The sequence below is a fragment of the Paenibacillus faecalis genome, from assembly GCF_900289175.1.
Taxonomy (GTDB): Bacteria; Bacillota; Bacilli; order Paenibacillales; family Paenibacillaceae; genus Paenibacillus_AQ; species Paenibacillus_AQ faecalis.
Genome location: NZ_LT985747.1, coordinates 3,531,467 through 3,552,010 on the forward strand (window position 1 = coordinate 3,531,467; position 20,544 = coordinate 3,552,010).

Consider the following 20,544-nt stretch of genomic DNA (forward strand, 5'->3'; position numbering starts at 1 on the left):
CCCTCCTTCTCGGGAAATAATGAGTGGGTCACGCTATGATTAACTCCCACTTCTCCTCGATTAATTGTTTGTTAGAAAGTGTTTCGGTTCGTGTCTCCTTTAACTCAAAACCATTTTGCTCATACATCCGTCTTGCGGATACGTGTTCGGTATTCGTCCAGAGAATGATGCTTTTAAAACCAAGTTCCTTACAGAAATCCAAGGCCGTTTGGATCAACTGCTGCCCATAGCCAGCACCTCGTATATCAGGATCAACAAGAAATAAACCTAATTGAGCGGTTTCCTCATTCACCTTTGTAATACATATTGAACCGCTTTGTTTTCCTTCGATATCCAAAATCCAAATGTTTTCTTTGCGATCAGACCTGTCCACAATGCCTTTTACTCGCTCTGCAACAAATTCCCGGAACGACAAATCGTAATTGAACTCCTTGTTAAAAAGATCATAATGCGAATGAATGATGTAATCTATATCATCTAATCTAAACGAACGTATCATCCTGTTGCCTTCATCCTTTTGCTATAAATTTTATGAATCGTAGTTACGAGTACGGTGTCGTAGTTCATCTTGAAAGAGGATATAAAATTAATGCCCCCTGATTACATCAGAAGGCACCTATTTCAATAGCCAAGCTTCTATCCGAGCATTTCATTAACACCAACTCACGCCTTGAGAACCTCTTCAACTCGGTTTAAAATATCTTCGCTCAGCTTTACACCGGCTGCCTTCGCATTCTCAATGACCTGCTCCGGGCGGCTTGCACCTACAAGGGCGCTGGCCACATTCGAATGACTCAAAATCCAGGCTAGCGCCAGATTACCTACGGTCATATCCAGTTCCTCCGCGATGACCGCCAGCTCTTTAACCTTGGCAATCTTCTCTTCGGTAATGCCTTTACGCATCCATTCCAGCTTCGCGGCGCGGCTGCCCTCCGGAATATCCGATGCCGAAAGGTACTTTCCTGTCAGCAAACCCTGTGCCAGCGGGGAGAACACAACTTGCCCAACACCAAGGCTCTCGCTAAGCGGCATCACTTCTTCTTCAATATAGCGTTCAAACATATTGTAAATAGGCTGATTCACGACAATCCGATCCAGCAAGTAGCGATCTGCCACCCTCATCGCTTCAGCGATCTGGGAAGCCTTCCACTCGCTAACGCCTACATAAAGCACTTTCCCTTGACGGACAAGATCATCCAGCGCTCGCAGCGTTTCTTCAAGCGGTGTTTCCGGATCATGACGATGGCAGTAAAAAATATCGACATAATCATGGCCGAGCCGCTTCAAGCTGGCATGAGCCTGCTCCATAATATGCTTGCGTGACAGACCACGGTCATTCGGACCGTCTCCCATCGGCCAAAAAGCTTTTGTAGCGAGCACATATGATTCACGCGGATAAGCCTTTAACGCTTCACCAACTAAAACTTCAGCTGCCCCGTTCTCATATACATTCGCCGTGTCAAAAAAATTAATGCCAAGGTCATAAGCGGTTTTAATAGCTTGAACAGCATTTTCCCGTTCTACATATCCACCGTAAGTAAGCCAGCTTCCCAGACTGATCTCACTGACCTTCAATCCGCTTGCGCCAAGTCTACGATATTCCATCCAGCATCCTCCTCATCGTCATGCGACTTTTTCGAATATGTTGTTCCAATTCCAAGTCGTTATTTTTACGTGCTTCCACTATTATCGCACACACTTATACCACTAAGCTATGATGAGAAAAAGCCTTTAGCATTCACTTTTTCTTTACATGCAGCAAGGATACGCTTTTGCTCGAATATGTATCTTTAATCTTTTCTTCTGAAATGACATTCAATGTGACCAGGCCAGCGATTTTAGAAGGGTCCGGCTTCGAAAGCAGCCGCCACAATTCAAGATCAGAAAACGCTTCATACAGCTTGTTATCGTCATATTCTCGTCGTTCCTGGAGAACAATTTTAGCTCTATAGCCACCTGCCTCCAGATCGGATATATCATGCTCTTGACAATAATCAATGACCACTCTCCTCAACTCTGTTAATTCCTGTTCAATTTCTTTCTGCTTTTGCTTTAATTGATAGTATCGCTTTAATGCTGTCTCCATACCAAATCACACTCCTCTCCATACCATGTATATGCGAAAAGCGTGAAATTAGGATTGAGAATGGAGGTATACAGTTCGGCTATCGTCTCCTTCTTTTTCCTTAAATGAAAATATGAAACAATCCTTGAACAGAAGCGTATAAAAGAAAGACTCTTAATTTTTGAGGAGAATAGAAGTGGATAACAAAAAATCTTTCAAGGAAGAATCGTGGGGTACCAAGTTTTTGGTTATTGCGACAATCACCTTGCTCATTGCAGGAGCTATTGCTATTGTCATCGCAGCCTTTTATTTTGGCATATTAGGTTTATTTCGTTTACTCGGTGTCGAGTATACTTCACTGTGGTCTCTTCTTTGGTTTGTCTTAGCGTATTTTTTGTTCGCCATAATAGGTGATTTGTTTGTTAAAATATGCGTTACATTCATGAACACGTCAAAAAAATGGAGTCACGCCCAAGTCGCTATCCATTTCTTACTGATATCCTTCTTTGTCAACTGGGCTATGATCTCTATACTTGATGAGCTTTTTCGATCGATTAAACTAATGGTGCATACGGAGGTCATTCTGTCTTTAATAATTGCTTTCCTGGATCTTGCCACTGACACGAAATCAAAAAAATGATTCAAAAACGCCCGAAATCGGGCGTTTTCTTCAATTCGTCAGAAAGTATAAGTTTGGCACGGCCCTTTAATCTTAGATTTCTTTCGTGAAACGTAAGCTGTGCCCGTCAAAGACGGTAAAGCCGTTTACCTTGACTATGCAATATTACACCGGAGCCTTCTTCGGACTAATCAAATACACACAACGGATATCGCCCTTTAAAATATGGTCGCCTCTTGTGATCTCAACATCATCACCAATGACATGCTGAAACATCTCCATTTCCTTCTTGCAAAGACGTGAACAAGCTTTCGCTGCCTCGCAAATCGGGCAATGCTTCTCCACAAAATCAAAGGAACCGTCAGAGTTCTCTACAACCTCAGACATGTACCCTTCAGACGTTCGAGCTTCCGCGAAAATCAACAATCTTTCCTTCAGCGGTAGATTTGCCGGCACCTTTCCCTGGTAATCCACAATCTGTTTCTGGTTGCGAATGTCCAGCAATTTGTTCAGGCCTTCCTCTCCGAAAGCTTCTTTCATGGAATCGATCAAGTTGATCGTAAGATCGGCATATCCGTCCGGAAATAGCCGATTTGCTTCCGATGTCAAAGACCACATTTTCGCAGGCCGTCCCATCGTCCTCGGTTCTTCTTTATAGGTAACCAACTCTTGTTCTTGAAGACTGTATAAATGCTGCCGAACCGCCATCCCGGTAAGCCCAAGCTCGTTCGCCAATGAGAGCGCATCCATCGATCCGTTATGTTTGAGTAGCTTGACGATGGATCTTCTAGTTCTTTCAGAACCTTCTTTAGCGGGCGATTTCATCTTTTTCATTTCATTCACCTACAGATTGGATTAAACGATACAGAATAGTTATTACACCAGGATTATAAAGAAAAATATTGACAAAGTCAAAATGAAAAGTCTATCCGGATACGACGACAAATACTTAGAATACATGATGGAAGGTGAACAGGTTGTCTTCTTCGAAAAGTATTTTTGGATCACGCTATGCTGCATTAAATCTTGCTTTAGTTTTGTTCAGCTTGTTTGCAAGCGTGCGAACCAAGCAAGTCCCATCCATTAAACCAGCAACTTCTGTAAGTTCGTAACCCCCTAAAACTTCTCGATCCGAAAAGAAGGACATCTGCAGGAATCGTAGGTCTTCAACCTAAGATGAATTAAAACGGATATAGAATGTTTTAAAAATAATCTTGCCGGGAATACACTGGCTTTTCAATAAAAATGGCGATACAGGGCAGTACTGTATCACCATTCTTCTATATCAACTTGTGATTACTGGCTTAGAATAAATGAAAACTGTTGAATTTTATGGGATTTTATAGAATTTTTTGCAACGAAGTCTTGAAGGCGCGGGATTCCGTGTCTCTACTTCTATTTGCACAAATGTCAGGCTAAATCATCGTCTGGCCTAGGTGACAACCTTTCTCACTGTAACCAAACCAATTTGCGCTGTCTCCCAAGTGTTCGCATAAAACGGGAGCGTCCCAAAAATGAAGCAAAAAGGACCTCCAATCCCACCATAGAGATTAAGGTCCTTTTTTATTCAACTCTAAAAGGAGCTAGAAAATTATAAATCGACTTATGACACAGCCCTAAATCTGGTAACCATTTCTCCAATATTCTGTGAAAGTATCAACCTTCTGCATTGGCTAATAGAGAAATCATCCCTTTAGGGATTCAAGTAGCGATTTCAAACGGAGCACCCGTATAGGGTGCAGCTTTTAAAAACTGTTCTCGTACCTTATTCTAGCATAATTTCAATCCACGCACCCGCATAGGGTGCGACTCCGAAAATAGTCGTACCGCCTTTAATATTGTCGATTTCAATCCACGCACCCGCATAGGGTGCGACCCATTTTACGGACTCGCGGATGTGTATGGTAGAAATGCATTTCAATCCACGCACCCGCATAGGGTGCGACTATTGCTGGGACTGGATATTGTCGTATTCATGTGAATTTCAATCCACGCACCCGCATAGGGTGCGACTCCGGTGTCGGAAACATCCGAGTCATCGGAGAATCAGATTTCAATCCACGCACCCGCATAGGGTGCGACGATATTGCTGCTGCGATTTTACTAGCCTTTGAACTTTTCAACTCCACGCACCCGCATAGGGGGCGACACGATATGGCCAACTACTTTATCAGTCGGGGTTCAGTTTTCAATCCACGCACCCGCATAGGGGGCGACACGATATGGCCAACTACTTTATCAGTCGGGGTTCAGTTTTCAATCCACGCACCCGCATAGGGTGCGACTCCGTTTTTTGAGGAAAACATCCCAAAAAACCAGAATTTTAGATCATTCCCACCCAAAAACAGACTAAAAAGCCCGAAAAACAATTACTTCATCTGTAAAAATATACTTATTAAGGTATTTTAGTGGTGCGAACCCCCCAGGAAAATCATGTTCGCTTCACATTCGCACTTCAAAATCATCAGCTCTTATACACGTTTTATCTACCAAAAAGGTACATTTTAAAAAATTTCCGAATAAGTTTTGTTTGACTCCCTGCTGAAACGTCTCTTGCACAAATCCCGTATCAATAGAGAATTGGGCTATATACCCCAAGTATGATCTATAGCTTGAAGGAATTCAACAACAGTTATTGCATAATGGTACCCCATTTTTCCAAAAGTAAGCATTTGTCGCTTAAATAAAACTTTTTTTGTTTTCTCAGAGAATTCTCATAAACCTCCTGTAAAATAAATCGGGTAAGAAAAATATCCGACCACGAGGAGAGATTGCAGATGAAAACATTATTAGCAGCAGCATTGGGAGCCATCATGTTAATTGCAGGTGGAATGTATGCAGCAAACGGCGGAGATCAAGCACAAACATCCGTACAAAAGACCTTAACTTCCCCTTCCAATAAAAATATCGAACAAGGAAATGAATTAACATCGGATATAAAAAAACTGCCTGAATATAAAACTTTGGCTGCAGAAATTGACTTATCAAACTACACTTCAAGAATTACTGAGAACAACCCGAATAATCGCGTTATTATACTAACGGATGTAAACGGTAAGGAGCGCTACAAAAGCGTGTTCGTTAAAAAAGAAGACCGATTAAAAATCATTGATTTTCGCGGCGGATTAATCTTCAATGACCACATCCAAAAAAATACTGCGAAAAACACACAAGAAGCTCCGGAGACAAAAGCATCAATTTCAAATACAATTACGCAACTGCCTGAATATAAAACATTAGCAGCTAAAACAGATCTATCCGGCTATAGCGCTCATATTGTTGAAGACAATAGAAATAAACGCATTATCCTTTTTAAAGATGCAAACGACCAAGAGCAATTCAAAACCGTTTATGTAAAAGAAACAGGCTTAGTAAAGATCATTAATCTTTGAACTACCCCCACTTAACGCTCTTACGAGCTGTTTGAAGTGGGTGATTCCTAAGAACACCAGCGTAACCGCCAGTTATTGATTAGGCTATCCCCGTAGTTCCTACGGTTAGAAGCCTTATAGCTTCGTTTTTAAGATTTTGTCCTGCGTTAATATCTCTATCGTGATGCGTGCCACAAGAAGGGCAATCCCACTCACGAAGGTTGAGATTCTTAACGTCTTTATTTTGGTAGCCACAGCACGAGCAAAGTTGACTGGAAGCAAATGTTTTGGATACAGCAACTACTTGTTTGCCATACCATTTTGCTTTGTACTCAAGTATGGTTCTAAATTGCGACCATGATGCTTCACTGATTGCTTTTGCTAACTTGTGGTTTTTTAGCATTTTTGACACTTGCAAATCTTCGATACCGATTACATCGTGGTTTTTGATGATTTCTGTAGTGATTTTTTGCAAATAGTCTGTTCTTGCATTAGCTATTTTTTCGTGAATACGCGCTACTTTACGTTTTTGCTTTTGATAGTTCTTTGCTTCATCTAGTTTACATTTTCGTTTTATTGCTAATTCCTGTCGTCTAGACAGAATACGTTGTTCTTTTACTCGTTTTTCTTCTAATGTGCGAAACCATTTAGGGTTGCCAAATATTTGCCCTGTCGAAAGAATCGCAAAATCTTTAAGACCAACGTCAATACCGACAGAAGAACCTGTTTCTTCTAATGGTTGCACTTCTGTTTCAGCAAGAATCGATACAACTGCGTTAATTCGGCAGAACATGAATTGTAAGTTAATCCTTTGCCTGTTTCCTTATATGTATCGTTCCAACGTGCTAAAAAGCGATTAAATACGAAACGAGAACAGCCAATAGTCTTTGCGATTAAGATTTCTTGTTCTTTGTTTGGGTAGATACGGAATTTGTATGCTTTGTTGACCAACATTGCTTTTCACCTCACTTTAGTCCTTGATTTTCGATATACTTTTTAACTATGTTGATGGGAGAACCACCCGTAGTTAGTAGACAAAAACTTCTTGACCAAAACATTTCTTTCCATAATTTTTTTCTTACTTGTGGAAAGTCCTTTTTAATCATTCGAGAACTTGCACTCTTGTAAGCATTAATGAATTTTGATAATTCAGTGTTTGGATGTGCTTTGAATAGAATGTGAATATGGTCAAAATCATGATTCCATTCAACTAATGATATGTTGTATTTCTTGCCTAATTTTATAAACATATCTTTTGCATAGTCAGACATTTCGTCGTCAAAGACTTTTCTACGGTATTTAACAACGAATACAAGGTGGTAGTACATCAAGAACACTGAATGGTTATTACTATCTAATTTCATGGATATAATCAGCCTTTCTTTTGTATAAGACTGATTATATCATAGCGTAAAAAAGAGACAACTTTTAGCCTTACGCCTAACTGACATTCATCTCTCACTTACTCATTGGGCTACGCCCTACACATTCCTTAAAGTGGGAGTCTTCTGTCGGAAAACGATAAAATGCAATCCTCATTCCTCAGCAAGGATGAGGATTTTTTGTTCAAAAAAACAAATTCAGATGAATGGTGAGGGGGTTTTTCAAAAAAAGTTTTTCGGTTTTTTTGAGGTGTATAGCCCTCATTAAGGGCTCAAGGACTAGTAAAAAACCGCACCCTGCAATTATCATAAATTCAAGTGCCAGGGTTCAACATTTATGATCCAGTACCCACTGTTACTTCCATCCACGCACTCATATAGAGTGCGACTAAACCAGACCCAAAACCTAATGAGCCAGATTGGATTTCAATCCACGCACTCATATAGAGTGCGACGCTGTAAAACAGCTAGCAGTATAATTCCGGAAAATTTCAATCCACGCACTCATATAGAGTGCGACTCCGATTTTTCAAACCTAAACAGGTCAAAAATTGTATTTTCCCTTAAAAACGTTAGATTAATAGCTCATTAGGAGATAAACAACTTTGTAATAATTAACATAAAACCCAATTATTAATGGAAATTATGGTGCGAATCCCCGGGAAATTCATGTTCGCTTCACATTAGCACTAATTTTTAATAAAAGGCACTAACTGAATAAATCATACCATACATCTCTATCCAAAATATTTTGAGACAATAAAAAAATTGATATATAATATATACAGAAAATTACATTCAGATACTGGTGTGTTGATACTAAACTACAGTGCATATAAAAAAATTTTTCGATATACTTGGTACGATGCGATCTTATGAACACTTTATGGGAGTGTGATTGAAGATTCAAACAAATAAAACTATCCAAATTCAAGTTATAATTACTATGTTATATCCTATTGCTGTCTTTACTATATTAAGTATCGGTGAAGGTTCTTGGCTTATCCCTATATTGATTATGCTCTCATTTGCTTTACTTTGGAGAAACTTGCGTTATTTATTCATCTCTACACTTTTAATGTGGATTGTAGCCATCCCATTATGGTATTTTTTTATTGAAAGTAGAGAAGGCCAAGGTGCCGCCATTTTTTCTGCATCTCTTCCATTTATTATTTTGCTTTTTATAACATGTGTGCTTATACCTCAAATATTGATTCTTACAATTAAAAATTGTATCATCCACAAACTTTCAAAACGAAACCACTAAAACGAAATTTTGGACCTTTCAATAATAATGTTGTAACCAAGATAGATTGATAAGTAAAATACGCAGTTCACTCCATGACCGAGAGATCCAACAAAAGCATATAAATGGAACATAATCTCGGAAAATCTTCCGCAACTACTATAACGATAAAAAAAGTTAGCACTTACCCCATGGCTCTTGAAAACAACTTCTGAAATTACCTTTCTTTGGGACCTAATGAAAAATAATCTTGAAAGGATGATGTTGATGAGCAACCCAGCCCAAATAAGAAAATGGCTTACATATATAGCTACTTTTCTTTCATCCGTTGGCATAACCTTTTTAATATTAGAAGAACTCAATTATACATTAGGCATCGTCCTATTTATCGCGGGAATATGTATTTTCATCGTTTCCAATTTTTTTAGACACCAAAAAAGCCGAAAGGATTAACTCTCTGTTTACCAATGGGATCGCCTTTAAGAGTTAGTCTACTATGTTAGTAAGTTTTGGTTTGTTTCTGGAAGCACCGCTTCAATAAATTCTAAATCATTTTAGGATTCTTGTAGCACCAATCTGGGTCATACGGTAGCGATTTTAATTTCTGTATATCTTCCCAACTATAGAACCAATTATAATCTGCGACCCAAAAGTAATCATCGGGGTTTAACTTGAGGTATTCGTAAATAAAATTGAATATTAACTCTTGAACACCATAAATGTCTTCAATATGCCCCACTTGATATAGCAATAAATTTGTATCTAAACCTAAGTCTCCGTGGTAGTAAAAATCAATGCTTGGACTAATAACACTATGAACATAAAATATGAATGAACCTTCATTTGTTTCCGCAAACGATTTACTATTAATATTTAGTGTAGTATACGAAAAGCTACCTTTATCTGAGTAATTTTTTTTGTTGTGAAAATAGAGTGACGCATCCGAATGAAAGACCGCAACTATAGTATCTGCTAGTAACTTCTCAGGAGAGTATCTCTCTTGCTTCGTTAAAATTACAGCTGGTGTCCCCATTTTTATTTTAATACCCCCTTAAGTTCATTTATAGAGTTTACGATTGTAACACCTTTAGATCTAATAGCTTCTAATTTTTTCAGATCGTTCGGATGTAAATTTGTCAATAACTTATCAATATATAAAATAACATTCTTCTGATCATGTTAAAATAACTTTTATGATTTACATTAACGTATTTATCAAACTGTTCAACATCTGTAAACGGCTTTTAATGATTTCTTAACTTCAATAATTTCATGCACTATATCTAAATCACCCGCTGGACTATTATCTGCCCATTGAATTTTCTGTCCGAATCCTGTCACTTCTTTATTTTCTCTAACAGCGGAAGCTACTTTCGCCTCAGTAGCTTTTCCCGGGTCTTTACTGGTTAAACTATGATCAATATCACGACTAATATTTTTCGGATGTTGATCAACCCAAGTCAGTTCATTACCTGAGGGATTCGTATATTTCGTTTTATTTCCGTCCCTAACTACACTACCAACACTCGAAGCTTTTGGTGTCCCCTCTACTAAATCACTCCCAGACTTCCCAGCTCCTCCACCATCATCAATCGCTTTTTCTGCCTTAGTGACTCCACCAATCGCGTCAGCCCCGCTATCTCTCTTCCCTAGAAGCTTGGCGCCCGGCTTGAGGAAGCCTACCAATGGGATCATGGACACCACTGTGAGTGCCTTGTCTGTATCTGTTAATTTATCGCCTGTGATCAGGTTCTTTCCCGTATATAGCTCCGCTATGGATTTACCGGTACCAATGAACGGAAGCATGTCCAGCGCGGTGTTCGCACCTTGTTTCAGACCATCTTGAAACGATGCATTATGTATCTTGTGGTTAACCTCGTCCTTAAAACGATTCAATTCGATGTATGCTTGCGCGTTCGGGTTTGAAAAATCTTGTTCCTTCTCAAAGGTTATCGGATCATATCCTTGAGACAGTGCATATGCCAAAAATTCATCTCGCCCCTGCCTCCCTTGATACAAAATTTCAGGGCGAGTGAAAAACTCCTTGATATCTTGTACTCCTTCAGTAATCGATCCAGATTTCCCGTATTTACTGGAATCGATGACCCGTTCTCGAAATTGAAGAACACACGGCCTTCCCCATCTTCCGCATACTCTCCCAATATATCTTCAAGCTTGGAGTCGCTTCTGAATTGTGCAATGACGTTCCCGTCTTGATCTGTAAATAAAAGCGTCTTTCCTGCTTCCTGTTCAGCCACAAACTGCATGACTCTGGCACTGGCTTGAACTTCCTCGCTTATAGCCTGAAGCAGTGCCAATATCCGCTCTTGCCCGGTCTTTTGACCAACATATATTTCCGGCCGAAGCGCTGCGCTGGCCACGTCTTTTAAATGTCCTACTACCGGCAAAAAAGGAAGGGACGCCAGCACGACCGGCTTCCACTTCATCAGGCTTCCCATATTATACGGCATCCACGCATAATCTGCTTCTTCAAAGGCATTAGCTTTCTTGCCGAGAAATACGGCCATTTGCTCATACTCTTGTATCAGTTGCTTGAATATTGAAGCAATTTCGGCCCAAGTTGCATCCAGTTCGGACCTCTGTGAACCTTCATAATCCACACTACGCCAAGCTTGCTCCAGGGAGTAAGCAACTTAATGCAATACATTTTCGGTATTTCGGAATCGACGATGCAAACCTTCAAGTTCTTCCGTTGTTACGCGAATTTCCAAGCTGTTCTTTGCCTCCCTCGCCCTATCCTATATCGCTATATCTAATCCATAAACTGTAAGTCGTTTCAGATATAACTATAGTATATAAGACAGCGTGAAAGGCCACATCGCCCCATCGGATTAAATCATCGCCATACTTTAGACATACTTTGCTGCAGCAAACAGAGTTTTGATGAGGATGATTTATTCATGTACTGTGCTACTAGTCAATTATACTATTTTTACTGTTTCACCTATTTCAATCCACGCACCCGCATAGGGTGCAACGAGAGCTTGCATGAGTGTTGAGAGAAAACTAAGCAAGATTTCAATCCACGCACCCATATAGGGTGCGACTACAAAGCATCCTTCACTTAATTATGGGAATATTTATTTCAATCCACGCACCCATATAGGGTGCGACTTGAAAATCTCAAAAAAGCCGATCACATGATTGCATTTCAATCCACGCACCCATATAGGGTGCGACGTGGATGTATCGGTGACTAACAATAAGCCTGGTATTTCAATCCACGCACCCATATAGGGTGCGACTCCGATTTTTGAGCAAAACCATCTCAAAAATTCACTTTTTAGTTTATATTTACTCGGTATATGTAAAAAAACCGAAAAACAATTGCTTTTTTTGTAAAAATAGACTTATTTAGGCTTTTTAGAGGTGCGAACCTCCCGGGGAAATCATGTTCGCTTCACATTCGCACTTATCCTCCAGCTATTAGCGAGAGGGCAGTCGCCTTGCCTAATCTCTTTCCACGAGGTCTGATTGAGCACGACTGCCCTCACATCTATCACTGATATATTCGCTACTTCCCAGCTTTCTTCTCATAGGCTAATACAGTCGCGAGCGATATCATATTGCCCGTTAGTGTTGTGGGCATATTTGCTATAACAGTAAAAGGGTATTCATTAACCTTTTCTTCGTCTTTTCCGTTCAGTCTCCCTGACTTTACATATATAACAACTGGGATTTTTAGCTGCTTATCTATTAATACTTGCATATACTCTCTAATCAATTTCTCTTGGTCTTCTTCTTCTTTCTCTTGTCCTTCTTTTTTTACTTGCTCATCTTTTTCTACTCGCCCATTTTTCTCCTGCTCGTCTTTTTTCTTTTTATAATATCTATATACAATGAAGTCTACTTCATCGTTCTCTATTTTCTCCTTGAATTTCTCAGTTTGATCTGTATTAATCACCTCAACTTCACTAACTATTTCCTTCATTCTCTTAACTTCAAGTTGATTCATTTCCTTTATTGTGTCTTTAGGGCAGACCACCAAAACTCTGCTGTTGCGAATAGCAACTTGAGTTTCCATATAATCCTCTAATACTTTATATTTTTCTTCTAATTCTTTCACTTTAGGATCGATTATTTTTTCTACAGTTTTCTCTGCATTTCCTATGGTTCTATTCGCTTTTTCTTTAAATTCCCCAACTTTTGAATCTACAGCCTTCTCCATCTCCCCTACGGTCTTCTTCGCTTCTTCTATGGTCTTCTGCGCTTCTTCTTCAATTTTCCGAGCGTTCGCTTCTATGTCGCTTCTAGTTTGACCAAACATCCAGAAGAGCACAATTGTTCCACCCGTAACTAGTACACCTAATGCTATAAAAAAGATGTTAATGAGACTAATAAAGCTTTCTCGATCATTATTAGCAAAGTCTTTGTAATTAGCAAACTGGTCTTCCAGAAATTCAATCGCCTTCACATCAGAGCTGGGATCGGAATTTACCGCCTTGTCTATCTTGACTGATTCTATTTGTTTGCTTATTGCATCCATTTGACTATCTATTTGGTCATATTCGATTTTTACAGTTACAAATGCATAAATGACAAATAAAAAGTTAAAGCCTATTACTATTAATAGCAAATATCCCAGTAGCTTATTAGATAACTGCATTTCACTCAATCGTCTAGGCATGACCTGACTCCTTCTGTTGAAAGCGGCCATAGCCGGAATTCGTTTTTCCGCCCAGCCCCTCTTGTTCAACGGCCGCTATGATCATGTCCCTGGCCAGCAACAGCCACTGTGTATCCTTTTCATGTTCAGAATCACAGGTAAGGAACACCTGAAAGTCAGCCTTAACCGTCAATAAGTGTATCGGGACGGGAGAGTCATCGTCTCGCGGCGCTTGAAGAGTTGAAGTATTCTCGTTATACCCATGATGATGAGGTGTCATGACATCCACTCGAAGAGCGGTTCCTACTGTATCTGAAGTAGGGAAGGCATCGTGATAATGAATAAGTGCCGCTTGATCCTTCGCACCAAATAACACGTTATAGTAGTCGCCGCCTTCTCGGAATCTGGCATCTTCTTTTCCTACATACTTATGGCAATAATGAGAAGCCACACCTTTTAACGCAGTACCCGGGATATAGGGAACACCGTAAATACGATGAATCGTTAAAAACGTTTCCAACACTGAAGGCTGACCTTGGCCAATGACGAGCGGTGATTCACATTGAATCGCAAACTGTTCCTGTTGTACCTCACTAACAGATGAATAGTATTGCTCCATCCGCTTACAGTACCATTTTATAGCTTCTGTTTCCCAATGCTTATGATAAGCTTCAGTTAATTCATCATAGTACTTTCTTTTTGAATCACCTTCAGCCGTAACTACTTCTAGCAAATCAGATTGTGGGTATGATCCATCCAGCTTTGTCAACTCCAAATATGCGTTTGTCCCCACCAGATTATATGATGTCTTCATCTCTAGTCCTGAGACTCCTTTACTTTCAAAATAGCTTCGGCATAACGTTTGAACCAGACAGAAGCCCGAAGCGCATTCTGGGATAAATAGCGGTACTCTGTACTGGATTCCGGCATATTCCTCTCCAGATCTGAAACACCAAGAGCTTGCCCCATATGCTGGATGTACTGCTTATAGGCAGCTTGCTCATCATTAGATCGACTATTAAAATAAGCAACTGTAAGACGCAACCCATTCAACATGACCATCGAAGGAAATTTGTGACATACACTCCCGTAACTTTGCCGGGAATCTGTTTTCAATCCTGTAATGCAGTTATAGGCTATACTCGAGTAATGATGATCTATCGACTTCATACGCTTGCCTCCTTGGAAAAGCGGCAACGAATTCGTCCTTTACCTACAGTTGTATTGCCGCCAACTTGAAGGATCATTTCCTCACTTAAGACACCAAGCAATTGTTGTACAGTAATGGATTGTGATGAACCATGGATTTTATCGCACCATACAATACCGTACAGGATCGATTCCACTGGCAAATATTCTTCCGTCCATAGTGCACCTGATTCAACTGTTTTGTTCTCTTTATCAATACGTATACGCGGCACGATTTCACAGCACATCGTTACAAAATGTTGAAATGCATCATCAGACACAAGCATGATCCGCTCCATAAACATGTCTCTAGATAATGGATCAGAGAACAGCTCTTCCGACATCCACGTTGCCCATTCATGAAAAGCCTGATCTTCTATTGCCGCACATCTAAATTCATCTATGTGGATCATTTGTTCATGATCAATCTTGCTATCTTCTGTTACCAAAGCACTCTCGCCTTGTTGCTTTCTCGACTGTATGCCCAGCTTGCTCTCCAATGCATTCAGATCCAAATCCGGCAAATAAACACCAGTGGACTTCGCATCACGATATAATCGCTTCAATGCTAGTGGGCAAGTTACATAAGCGAATGTCCCATACCGACTTGCTACAGGAAAAGCTAGCAATCGACTATCTGTCAGCACGAAAGCCCCTGCATTTCCGTCATCTCCAGACTTACCGAACGCAGCATCCAACCATGCATCAGGCTGCTTTAAACGTCTAAAATGCTCGCGTTGAACGCCTTTCATACTACTGCCGGGAATTAATGGCCATTGTGTAATACGTTCTCTCATAATTGGCATATCGACGACACCCACACCTTGTCCCGTTCCGATATGAACAGGAGATAGGCAATGTAAATAATATAGTTTGCTATTGCTCATACTCGCTCCCCTCTCTCTTCATTGCTTGGTTCCCATTTGCCCCATAACGCCAACCCAAATCCATCTTCACTGTCAAAAGCTTCTTTTCTGCGATTTCGATCAGATACCGACTGCAACCATAATTTCTCTACCAAGTTACGAGGATTACCATCTGTTACTTCAAAAAAATAAACACTACCAGCCGGTACCATTCTGCGCACAGCTTTCTCTTTATTAGTATGATTCCATCCTGATATCGGCTGCCACCGCGGCACACAAGCCCAGCGCAGTTGTAAACCTACTCCGGTCCCATTAAAGTCTTCGCATACTAAATTCTCATTCAACCAGCCGGGAATCCATCCTTTTGAAAAATAGGCGGGAGTCGCTAGCACCATCCGGATATATCGTGTGTCGTTATCCAAGGCCTGCTTGATCTCAACTGGACAAGTCCAATGTTGTTCATTTGTCGACTCACTAAAATGCGCCAATCTGCGCTTGCCTCCAAACGAATGAACTTCTGACAGACCTGTCGGCCATTCGATATTTGAATGTTTCATATCAACATCGGCTAATAGCTTTAAATCATCTGGCAATACGAGCGACTCGGTAGAGTACAGCGCTTGGTCTTTCGCTACATACGATTCCGTATCAATAGCGGTATGTACTCGCTCCTGTCGTTCAAACGGAGCCATGAAATGCACAGTCTTGACATCATCCTGGACCTTCTCTTGAAAGTGTACACCCCGGGAAACGGAATATTCAGGCTCATTTTGGGATTCACTCCATCTTTCCAACTCCAGCTTCCATTCTTGCTCAGATAGGGAGCAGGTCAACCACTTCGTCATTAACTCTGCCGACATATAAGCGGGAGCTGCCTTCGCTGCTTTGCGATCCTGCGAGTTGACAGCAGGCCATAAATTATTGTGCAGTCCGTTACGCCCTGTACCATAATATCCTTCGCCTTCCTTCAACTTCATCGGTCTTCGCACACTGACAAGCAAAGAGTTGTTCTCTTCATAGAAACTTACATCTTGAGGGATGGGATAATATACTATTCCATTCCGCTCATACAACGGACCACGGACAATGATTTTACTTATTTGTTCATTTTGAGACAGTTTAACAGCTTTAGAATTATAGTTTGAATCTGAACTGATCTTACTTATTAGAGTACGAATTGTACCTGAAAGGACACTCGGTGATACATCCATTAGCGTATGTGCTCTCACACCAGGAGTAGTGTCAAATGGTCTGCCATCCCGAATCATAATCGGATCAAGAGGTTGTATTTGCAATAAGTTCATCGGTATAATTACCTGCCTTTGCTAACGTAATTGCAATAATAACTTGCTCTGCCAGCAACCTTAACTTTTCCAAGGGTTCTTCTTCAACTTTAAACATCTCCTTTAAACGTTGAAGAAGGATCGTTTCTACTTGCTCCTTATTTATGTGATCAGGCTTTTTCTTCCATGCAAGTCTCTCTACTTCTTGCCACAAAAGCTGGTCAAGGGCAGTTCCCTGCACCTGCCAATGCGAGCCTTTTACCATATTTCGGTACTGTTCATATAAGGATCGAAGCGCATAAGCGAACTGGGCAGAGTACATTTTTTTGCAGTATAACTTTTGTAATTCCAATATAGCTTGTACAGGGTTAAGGGTGAACGGAAGGCTAATGTTCATAAGATCGCCTCCGCCTCGCTTCTGATAGATTATCGCTAACTCATTTTTACGAATTTTAGCCATTTGTTCAGCTTTCCGGGCCAATGTTCGCACTTCTTCCAATGGCTCGCGCATATGTACAATAGCAATACCGACGGACAGTGTCGGAGAAGCTTGCCCATCAGGTACGGCTTCTTTGACTATATCTGAAAATCTGGTTCGCAAATCTTCACTGACTTCCAGACACTGATGCAAAGGGACATAAGCCATTACATCGTCCCCACCGCTATAGATAAGGCTCCCCTGACGTCTTTTTACAATTTCCTCCGCCTGGTCAGCGAATCGTGAGAGTTGCTCGCTAAACTTCTTATGTTGTTCCACAGTAGCCATTTTACGCTGAAGTTCCCCCATGCGATCTCCATCACAAAGCAGGAAAGCATAGTAAGGAGAAAACTCAATATTTAGTTTTTTCAGATTCGAATATAGTTGAGTCAGCTTTAAGGAAATCGAATCATTTATCGATAATTTTTTTTCATCGGATATTCCTATGGCATTCTCTTCTATATACTCCTCTATCCGGCTCTCATAGAATAGGCGCGAATCATAGGTGTGAAGATGATATCCAGGAAAGTTTACTTTCTCTCCATGGTTTTGTTTAAGTTCATCATAATAACTGTCGACATACTTTTTTGCTTCTGTATTTTTCTCTAACACATTTATGAATGGCTTGAACGCTGTCTCACATACGGATGGAAAATTAGTTTCTAGCTCTGTAATATGATGAGACATTCTCTTGACGATTGAGATTGCGTCCAATGCTTCGTTCTTTTTTATCCCAAAACGCTGATAGTTCTCATATTGGTCAAGATACAATACGGATTCTCGTCCGCTATCCAGACTTGATTTCTTTTCTCCATACAGCTTACCGGGATCATTCTGTTTGAAGTCTTTGAGTGTTTTGCGTGCATTCAGCAAATTTTCCAGACGCTCAAGCTTTTCCTGATAAGAATCTCCATCTTCGATCTGCGACCATACCGCATAGAATTCCACCAAATCCTTCACTTGCCGTTCCCAAGCGTTGGAGTTAATGTATCTTTGCATGTGCCCTGCTGCTTTATCCGCATATTCCTTCCAGCTTCCAGTAATAGCTTGACGCACTTCCCACGCAACACGATTCGGGTCATTCGTTTTCACTATACCCAGCACTTTATTTGGAACTTTAAGACTTTTTAATCGTTGATCATCACATTTTAATTGGATAAGCTCATTGCTGATATAAGGATATATTAGCTCTCCTTTACAATCAGCAAATTTCATAGCGGCAGCTTTGCTTAATTCAGAGAGTAAATAAGAACCAAACCACAAGTCACGGGTTCTGCGCGCTTGAGCAATGAATTCTTGTACCGGTCCAATGGAGAATAGCATTAGAATTTTGGTTGTTGGTTGTAGCGATTGTTCCTCTTCTGATGATATGTTTTGCAGCGGTTGTTTTGCGTGCCTTGACATTTCCATTTTTCCACCTCCTCACTAGCTAAAAAAGCCTCAATAGCAGAGCGACATGGTTTATTTTGTACTTTCATGGGATTGTTTTTGTAATTAAGTAACGGATAAATATGATGTGTCTTAATAGGTTTAGATTTCAAATGGTTATTAAGGGTTATAGCATGCTTCTTGTTCATTTTTCTTTTGGTATCATTGACTTGAATTATTAATTCAAGCTCATTTAGCTTGGGTTGTTTAAGAATCACAAAAGCTCCATATCCTTGACTATCATTAATCGCAATTGCCTTCATAATCAACGGTGAAGAAAGCCTATCTTTATTTCTGGGTACAAGTTGTGTCGTATATGGCTCCCTCTCATTTTTATCATCTCCCTGTTTTTCCTTGTTATCTTTAAAACTCGTTATGATAGGCAAGCCAAACTGCGCTTTTGGAAATGCAATTTCGTCACTATTTTTAGATATGGTTATTGGATCTTGATGATCTATCTCTGCCATCCCCGTTAGGCGACGAATGGAATCTGCTTCAGGCCAATGACTTCTTTTTGGGTTATTAGTATCTTGACCATTAGCCCGCCTGCGAAAATGTTGATATGCATCTATAACTTCTTTCCACGATTTTCCTATCGGGTTCAAAGTTGGCCGCACTATAATATTCTTGCTCAAAGTCGCCCACTCAGGACATTCCTCATCTAACAACAGCGTTATTTGCTTTTCGCTCAATTCACCATGAAACCAATCTTTTACGTCTTTAGCGCTAGAGAATGAGATACTGGGGGAAAATTTATTACAATATAAACTTCCGCAACCTCGACGGGTTCTTGCACCTACACCTCCAAAATTAATCCATGCCCATAAAGCGGCATGAAGTTCAACTTTCAGTTGATCTACAGTTATGAATGCTTCCTTATCGTCACCTAACTTTATAGGCTGTTCAATATAGTCAATCAATAACTTGAAATCATATTTAGGGATATAGAAATTGCCTTCTGAATTGTATGGAAATAAAATATACGGATAGTCGTTTACTTCACGATCAAGTCTCCACTTTGGTCTTTCATTATTCTTTGCGATATTTCTTGAAACTGGTCTAACGATTGCAGGTTTCGCTTCAACCCATATCTTCACTGCACTAGGTTGTTTTGTATCTCCGAATATAGCAGTTTCCCGCTTATGCAGTTCTTTAGCATCTTTTGCTTGAGCTCCTCTTGTCGCCCGCCACCAAAATCTCAAGTGACCTCGAATAGCTGTACTTCTAACCGGAAAATGTTTATCTACATTCCCAGGTACGCTCCCGCCACCGAACATTGGTGTTACCACAGAAATTTTGTAAACCTCTCGATTGGATTCAGGAGAGTTCTCTTCACTCAGTAAGCTGTTATACTTGCTTTGTGCCTGCTTTATAACAGATTGTAACTCCCTAATATCAACATCAGGCTTTCTGGGCTTACTAGACAAAATGACCACCTCTCTCATAGCATCTTGATTAGTACTCTTCTGTTATTAGTTTCGGTAAGGACTTGATTTTATCAGGATTTTGCCAGGACTTTATCAAGATTGATATCCCTATATTCGTCGGCCCCCCTTTTGATAGTTAGATACCAAACAAGTGACTTTTATACCCAAGGCTCGCCACAAACTAGGTCATATTTCCCATGACTTCAGTAATAATTCGATATAAATACGAAAATTTCCTCTTTTTATTCAAAACTATTGTAGAAAATTGTATAAACATTACGAACTGGTATGTTACTCGATTGCCTCTGGCGAGTACTTTCACCAATACGCTTTCTAGAGTTTTTAAAAAAACTGGTATCCATGCCGAGCTATAACGGTTGTGAATCCTTCTTCAACTATCACCATATAGATAATTCGCACTTTTCTAGGCAATCCGATAATAAAAAAAGGCCTCAACAAGGCCCTACAAGATGATTAACTATATAAAAGTGCTTTATAAAGATTCTTTCGTTAGGACCACTACTAATCCTCTTCCTGCTCAGAGACCAACCCACTCCCCCATCT

Annotated in this window: 18 protein-coding genes, 1 pseudogene and 2 CRISPR repeat arrays; of the genes and pseudogenes, 3 read left to right on the forward strand and 16 right to left on the reverse strand. The window is 40.2% G+C overall.

The window, feature by feature from the left end:
• Window positions 1–28: 28 nt before the first annotated feature.
• From C8268_RS16630 to C8268_RS16640, 3 genes are all read right to left on the reverse strand, one after another.
• Window positions 29–499 (reverse strand): GNAT family N-acetyltransferase, encoded by a 471-nt coding sequence (locus tag C8268_RS16630; RefSeq protein WP_106768707.1) that lies wholly within the window; start codon window positions 497–499, stop codon window positions 29–31.
• 164 nt (window positions 500–663) lie between these two features.
• Window positions 664–1,605 (reverse strand): aldo/keto reductase family protein, encoded by a 942-nt coding sequence (locus tag C8268_RS16635; RefSeq protein WP_106768708.1) that lies wholly within the window; start codon window positions 1,603–1,605, stop codon window positions 664–666.
• Window positions 1,606–1,738: 133 nt separating this feature from the next.
• Entirely contained in the window at window positions 1,739–2,086 is a 348-nt protein-coding gene (locus C8268_RS16640; protein WP_106768709.1) for a hypothetical protein, read from the reverse strand.
• 175 nt (window positions 2,087–2,261) lie between these two features.
• On the opposite strand from C8268_RS16640, the gene C8268_RS16645 reads away from it, so the two are divergent.
• A complete protein-coding gene (locus tag C8268_RS16645; protein ID WP_158702750.1) occupies window positions 2,262–2,705 on the forward strand; it encodes a YrvL family regulatory protein in 444 nt (147 codons plus the stop codon).
• A 144-nt stretch (window positions 2,706–2,849) separates the two neighbouring features.
• Here C8268_RS16645 and C8268_RS16650 read toward each other — a convergent pair whose 3' ends face one another.
• Entirely contained in the window at window positions 2,850–3,518 is a 669-nt protein-coding gene (locus C8268_RS16650) for a helix-turn-helix transcriptional regulator (protein WP_234032854.1), read from the reverse strand.
• A 944-nt stretch (window positions 3,519–4,462) separates the two neighbouring features.
• Window positions 4,463–4,969: a CRISPR direct-repeat array (repeat unit 32 nt; unit sequence ATTTCAATCCACGCACCCGCATAGGGTGCGAC).
• A 492-nt stretch (window positions 4,970–5,461) separates the two neighbouring features.
• Here C8268_RS16650 and C8268_RS16655 point away from each other — a divergent pair.
• Window positions 5,462–6,076, forward strand: coding sequence for a hypothetical protein (locus C8268_RS16655; RefSeq protein WP_106768711.1), 615 nt, complete (start codon window positions 5,462–5,464; stop codon window positions 6,074–6,076).
• A gap of 79 nt (window positions 6,077–6,155) precedes the next feature.
• Here the strand turns inward: C8268_RS16655 and C8268_RS16660 are convergent.
• Both C8268_RS16660 and tnpA read right to left on the reverse strand, forming a co-directional pair.
• Window positions 6,156–7,009, reverse strand: a pseudogene (locus tag C8268_RS16660) (RNA-guided endonuclease TnpB family protein).
• Between the two features lie 11 nt (window positions 7,010–7,020).
• A complete protein-coding gene (tnpA, locus tag C8268_RS16665) occupies window positions 7,021–7,419 on the reverse strand; it encodes an IS200/IS605 family transposase (protein ID WP_106768712.1) in 399 nt (132 codons plus the stop codon).
• A 916-nt stretch (window positions 7,420–8,335) separates the two neighbouring features.
• Between tnpA and C8268_RS16675 the strand changes: the two genes are divergently transcribed.
• On the forward strand, window positions 8,336–8,704 hold the full coding sequence (locus C8268_RS16675) for a hypothetical protein (RefSeq protein WP_234032855.1): 369 nt from the start codon (window positions 8,336–8,338) through the stop codon (window positions 8,702–8,704).
• A gap of 523 nt (window positions 8,705–9,227) precedes the next feature.
• Here the strand turns inward: C8268_RS16675 and C8268_RS16680 are convergent.
• The 10 genes from C8268_RS16680 to cmr1 all read right to left on the reverse strand — a co-directional run bounded on the left by C8268_RS16680 (window position 9,228) and on the right by cmr1 (window position 19,980).
• Complete coding sequence (locus tag C8268_RS16680) at window positions 9,228–9,716, reverse strand: hypothetical protein (RefSeq protein WP_106768713.1); 489 nt, start codon at window positions 9,714–9,716, stop codon at window positions 9,228–9,230.
• 191 nt (window positions 9,717–9,907) lie between these two features.
• Window positions 9,908–10,669, reverse strand: coding sequence for a pre-toxin TG domain-containing protein (locus C8268_RS16685; RefSeq protein ID WP_106768714.1), 762 nt, complete (start codon window positions 10,667–10,669; stop codon window positions 9,908–9,910).
• On the reverse strand, window positions 10,633–11,304 hold the full coding sequence (locus tag C8268_RS16690) for a hypothetical protein (protein ID WP_106768715.1): 672 nt from the start codon (window positions 11,302–11,304) through the stop codon (window positions 10,633–10,635). The genes C8268_RS16685 and C8268_RS16690 overlap by 37 nt, the downstream gene beginning before the upstream one ends.
• 346 nt (window positions 11,305–11,650) lie before the next feature.
• Window positions 11,651–11,949: a CRISPR direct-repeat array (repeat unit 32 nt; unit sequence ATTTCAATCCACGCACCCATATAGGGTGCGAC).
• 269 nt (window positions 11,950–12,218) lie between these two features.
• Window positions 12,219–13,331 (reverse strand): hypothetical protein, encoded by a 1,113-nt coding sequence (locus C8268_RS16695; RefSeq protein WP_106768716.1) that lies wholly within the window; start codon window positions 13,329–13,331, stop codon window positions 12,219–12,221.
• Window positions 13,324–14,124 (reverse strand): type III-B CRISPR module RAMP protein Cmr6, encoded by an 801-nt coding sequence (cmr6, locus tag C8268_RS16700; protein ID WP_106768717.1) that lies wholly within the window; start codon window positions 14,122–14,124, stop codon window positions 13,324–13,326. Before cmr6 ends, C8268_RS16695 begins: the two co-directional genes overlap by 8 nt.
• Window positions 14,125–14,126: 2 nt before the next feature.
• The gene (cmr5, locus tag C8268_RS16705; RefSeq protein WP_106768718.1) at window positions 14,127–14,480 is read right to left on the reverse strand and encodes a type III-B CRISPR module-associated protein Cmr5; all 354 of its coding nucleotides are present in this window, start codon (window positions 14,478–14,480) and stop codon (window positions 14,127–14,129) included.
• Window positions 14,477–15,385, reverse strand: coding sequence for a type III-B CRISPR module RAMP protein Cmr4 (cmr4, locus tag C8268_RS16710; RefSeq protein WP_106768719.1), 909 nt, complete (start codon window positions 15,383–15,385; stop codon window positions 14,477–14,479). The genes cmr5 and cmr4 overlap by 4 nt, the downstream gene beginning before the upstream one ends.
• Complete coding sequence (gene cmr3 / locus C8268_RS16715; protein WP_106768720.1) at window positions 15,382–16,668, reverse strand: type III-B CRISPR module-associated protein Cmr3; 1,287 nt, start codon at window positions 16,666–16,668, stop codon at window positions 15,382–15,384. The genes cmr4 and cmr3 overlap by 4 nt, the downstream gene beginning before the upstream one ends.
• Window positions 16,640–18,535, reverse strand: coding sequence for a type III-B CRISPR-associated protein Cas10/Cmr2 (cas10, locus tag C8268_RS16720; RefSeq protein WP_106768721.1), 1,896 nt, complete (start codon window positions 18,533–18,535; stop codon window positions 16,640–16,642). Before cas10 ends, cmr3 begins: the two co-directional genes overlap by 29 nt.
• Complete coding sequence (gene cmr1 / locus C8268_RS16725; RefSeq protein WP_158702751.1) at window positions 18,448–19,980, reverse strand: type III-B CRISPR module RAMP protein Cmr1; 1,533 nt, start codon at window positions 19,978–19,980, stop codon at window positions 18,448–18,450. The genes cas10 and cmr1 overlap by 88 nt, the downstream gene beginning before the upstream one ends.
• Window positions 19,981–20,544 lie beyond the last annotated feature (564 nt).

Bases quoted from the DNA above. Each gene is read 5' to 3' on its own strand.
- C8268_RS16640 (WP_106768709.1), bottom strand. From the start codon at position 2,086: ATGGAGACAGCATTAAAGCGATACTATCAATTAAAGCAAAAGCAGAAA.
- C8268_RS16635 (WP_106768708.1), bottom strand. From the start codon at position 1,605: ATGGAATATCGTAGACTTGGCGCAAGCGGATTGAAGGTCAGTGAGATC.
- cmr3 (WP_106768720.1), bottom strand. From the start codon at position 16,668: ATGAACTTATTGCAAATACAACCTCTTGATCCGATTATGATTCGGGAT.
- C8268_RS16655 (WP_106768711.1), top strand. From the start codon at position 5,462: ATGAAAACATTATTAGCAGCAGCATTGGGAGCCATCATGTTAATTGCA.
- C8268_RS16680 (WP_106768713.1), bottom strand. From the start codon at position 9,716: ATGGGGACACCAGCTGTAATTTTAACGAAGCAAGAGAGATACTCTCCT.
- tnpA (WP_106768712.1), bottom strand. From the start codon at position 7,419: ATGAAATTAGATAGTAATAACCATTCAGTGTTCTTGATGTACTACCAC.
- cmr6 (WP_106768717.1), bottom strand. From the start codon at position 14,124: ATGAAGACATCATATAATCTGGTGGGGACAAACGCATATTTGGAGTTG.
- C8268_RS16695 (WP_106768716.1), bottom strand. From the start codon at position 13,331: ATGCCTAGACGATTGAGTGAAATGCAGTTATCTAATAAGCTACTGGGA.
- C8268_RS16630 (WP_106768707.1), bottom strand. From the start codon at position 499: ATGATACGTTCGTTTAGATTAGATGATATAGATTACATCATTCATTCG.
- C8268_RS16650 (WP_234032854.1), bottom strand. From the start codon at position 3,518: ATGAAAAAGATGAAATCGCCCGCTAAAGAAGGTTCTGAAAGAACTAGA.
- cmr5 (WP_106768718.1), bottom strand. From the start codon at position 14,480: ATGAAGTCGATAGATCATCATTACTCGAGTATAGCCTATAACTGCATT.
- cmr4 (WP_106768719.1), bottom strand. From the start codon at position 15,385: ATGAGCAATAGCAAACTATATTATTTACATTGCCTATCTCCTGTTCAT.
- cas10 (WP_106768721.1), bottom strand. From the start codon at position 18,535: ATGGAAATGTCAAGGCACGCAAAACAACCGCTGCAAAACATATCATCA.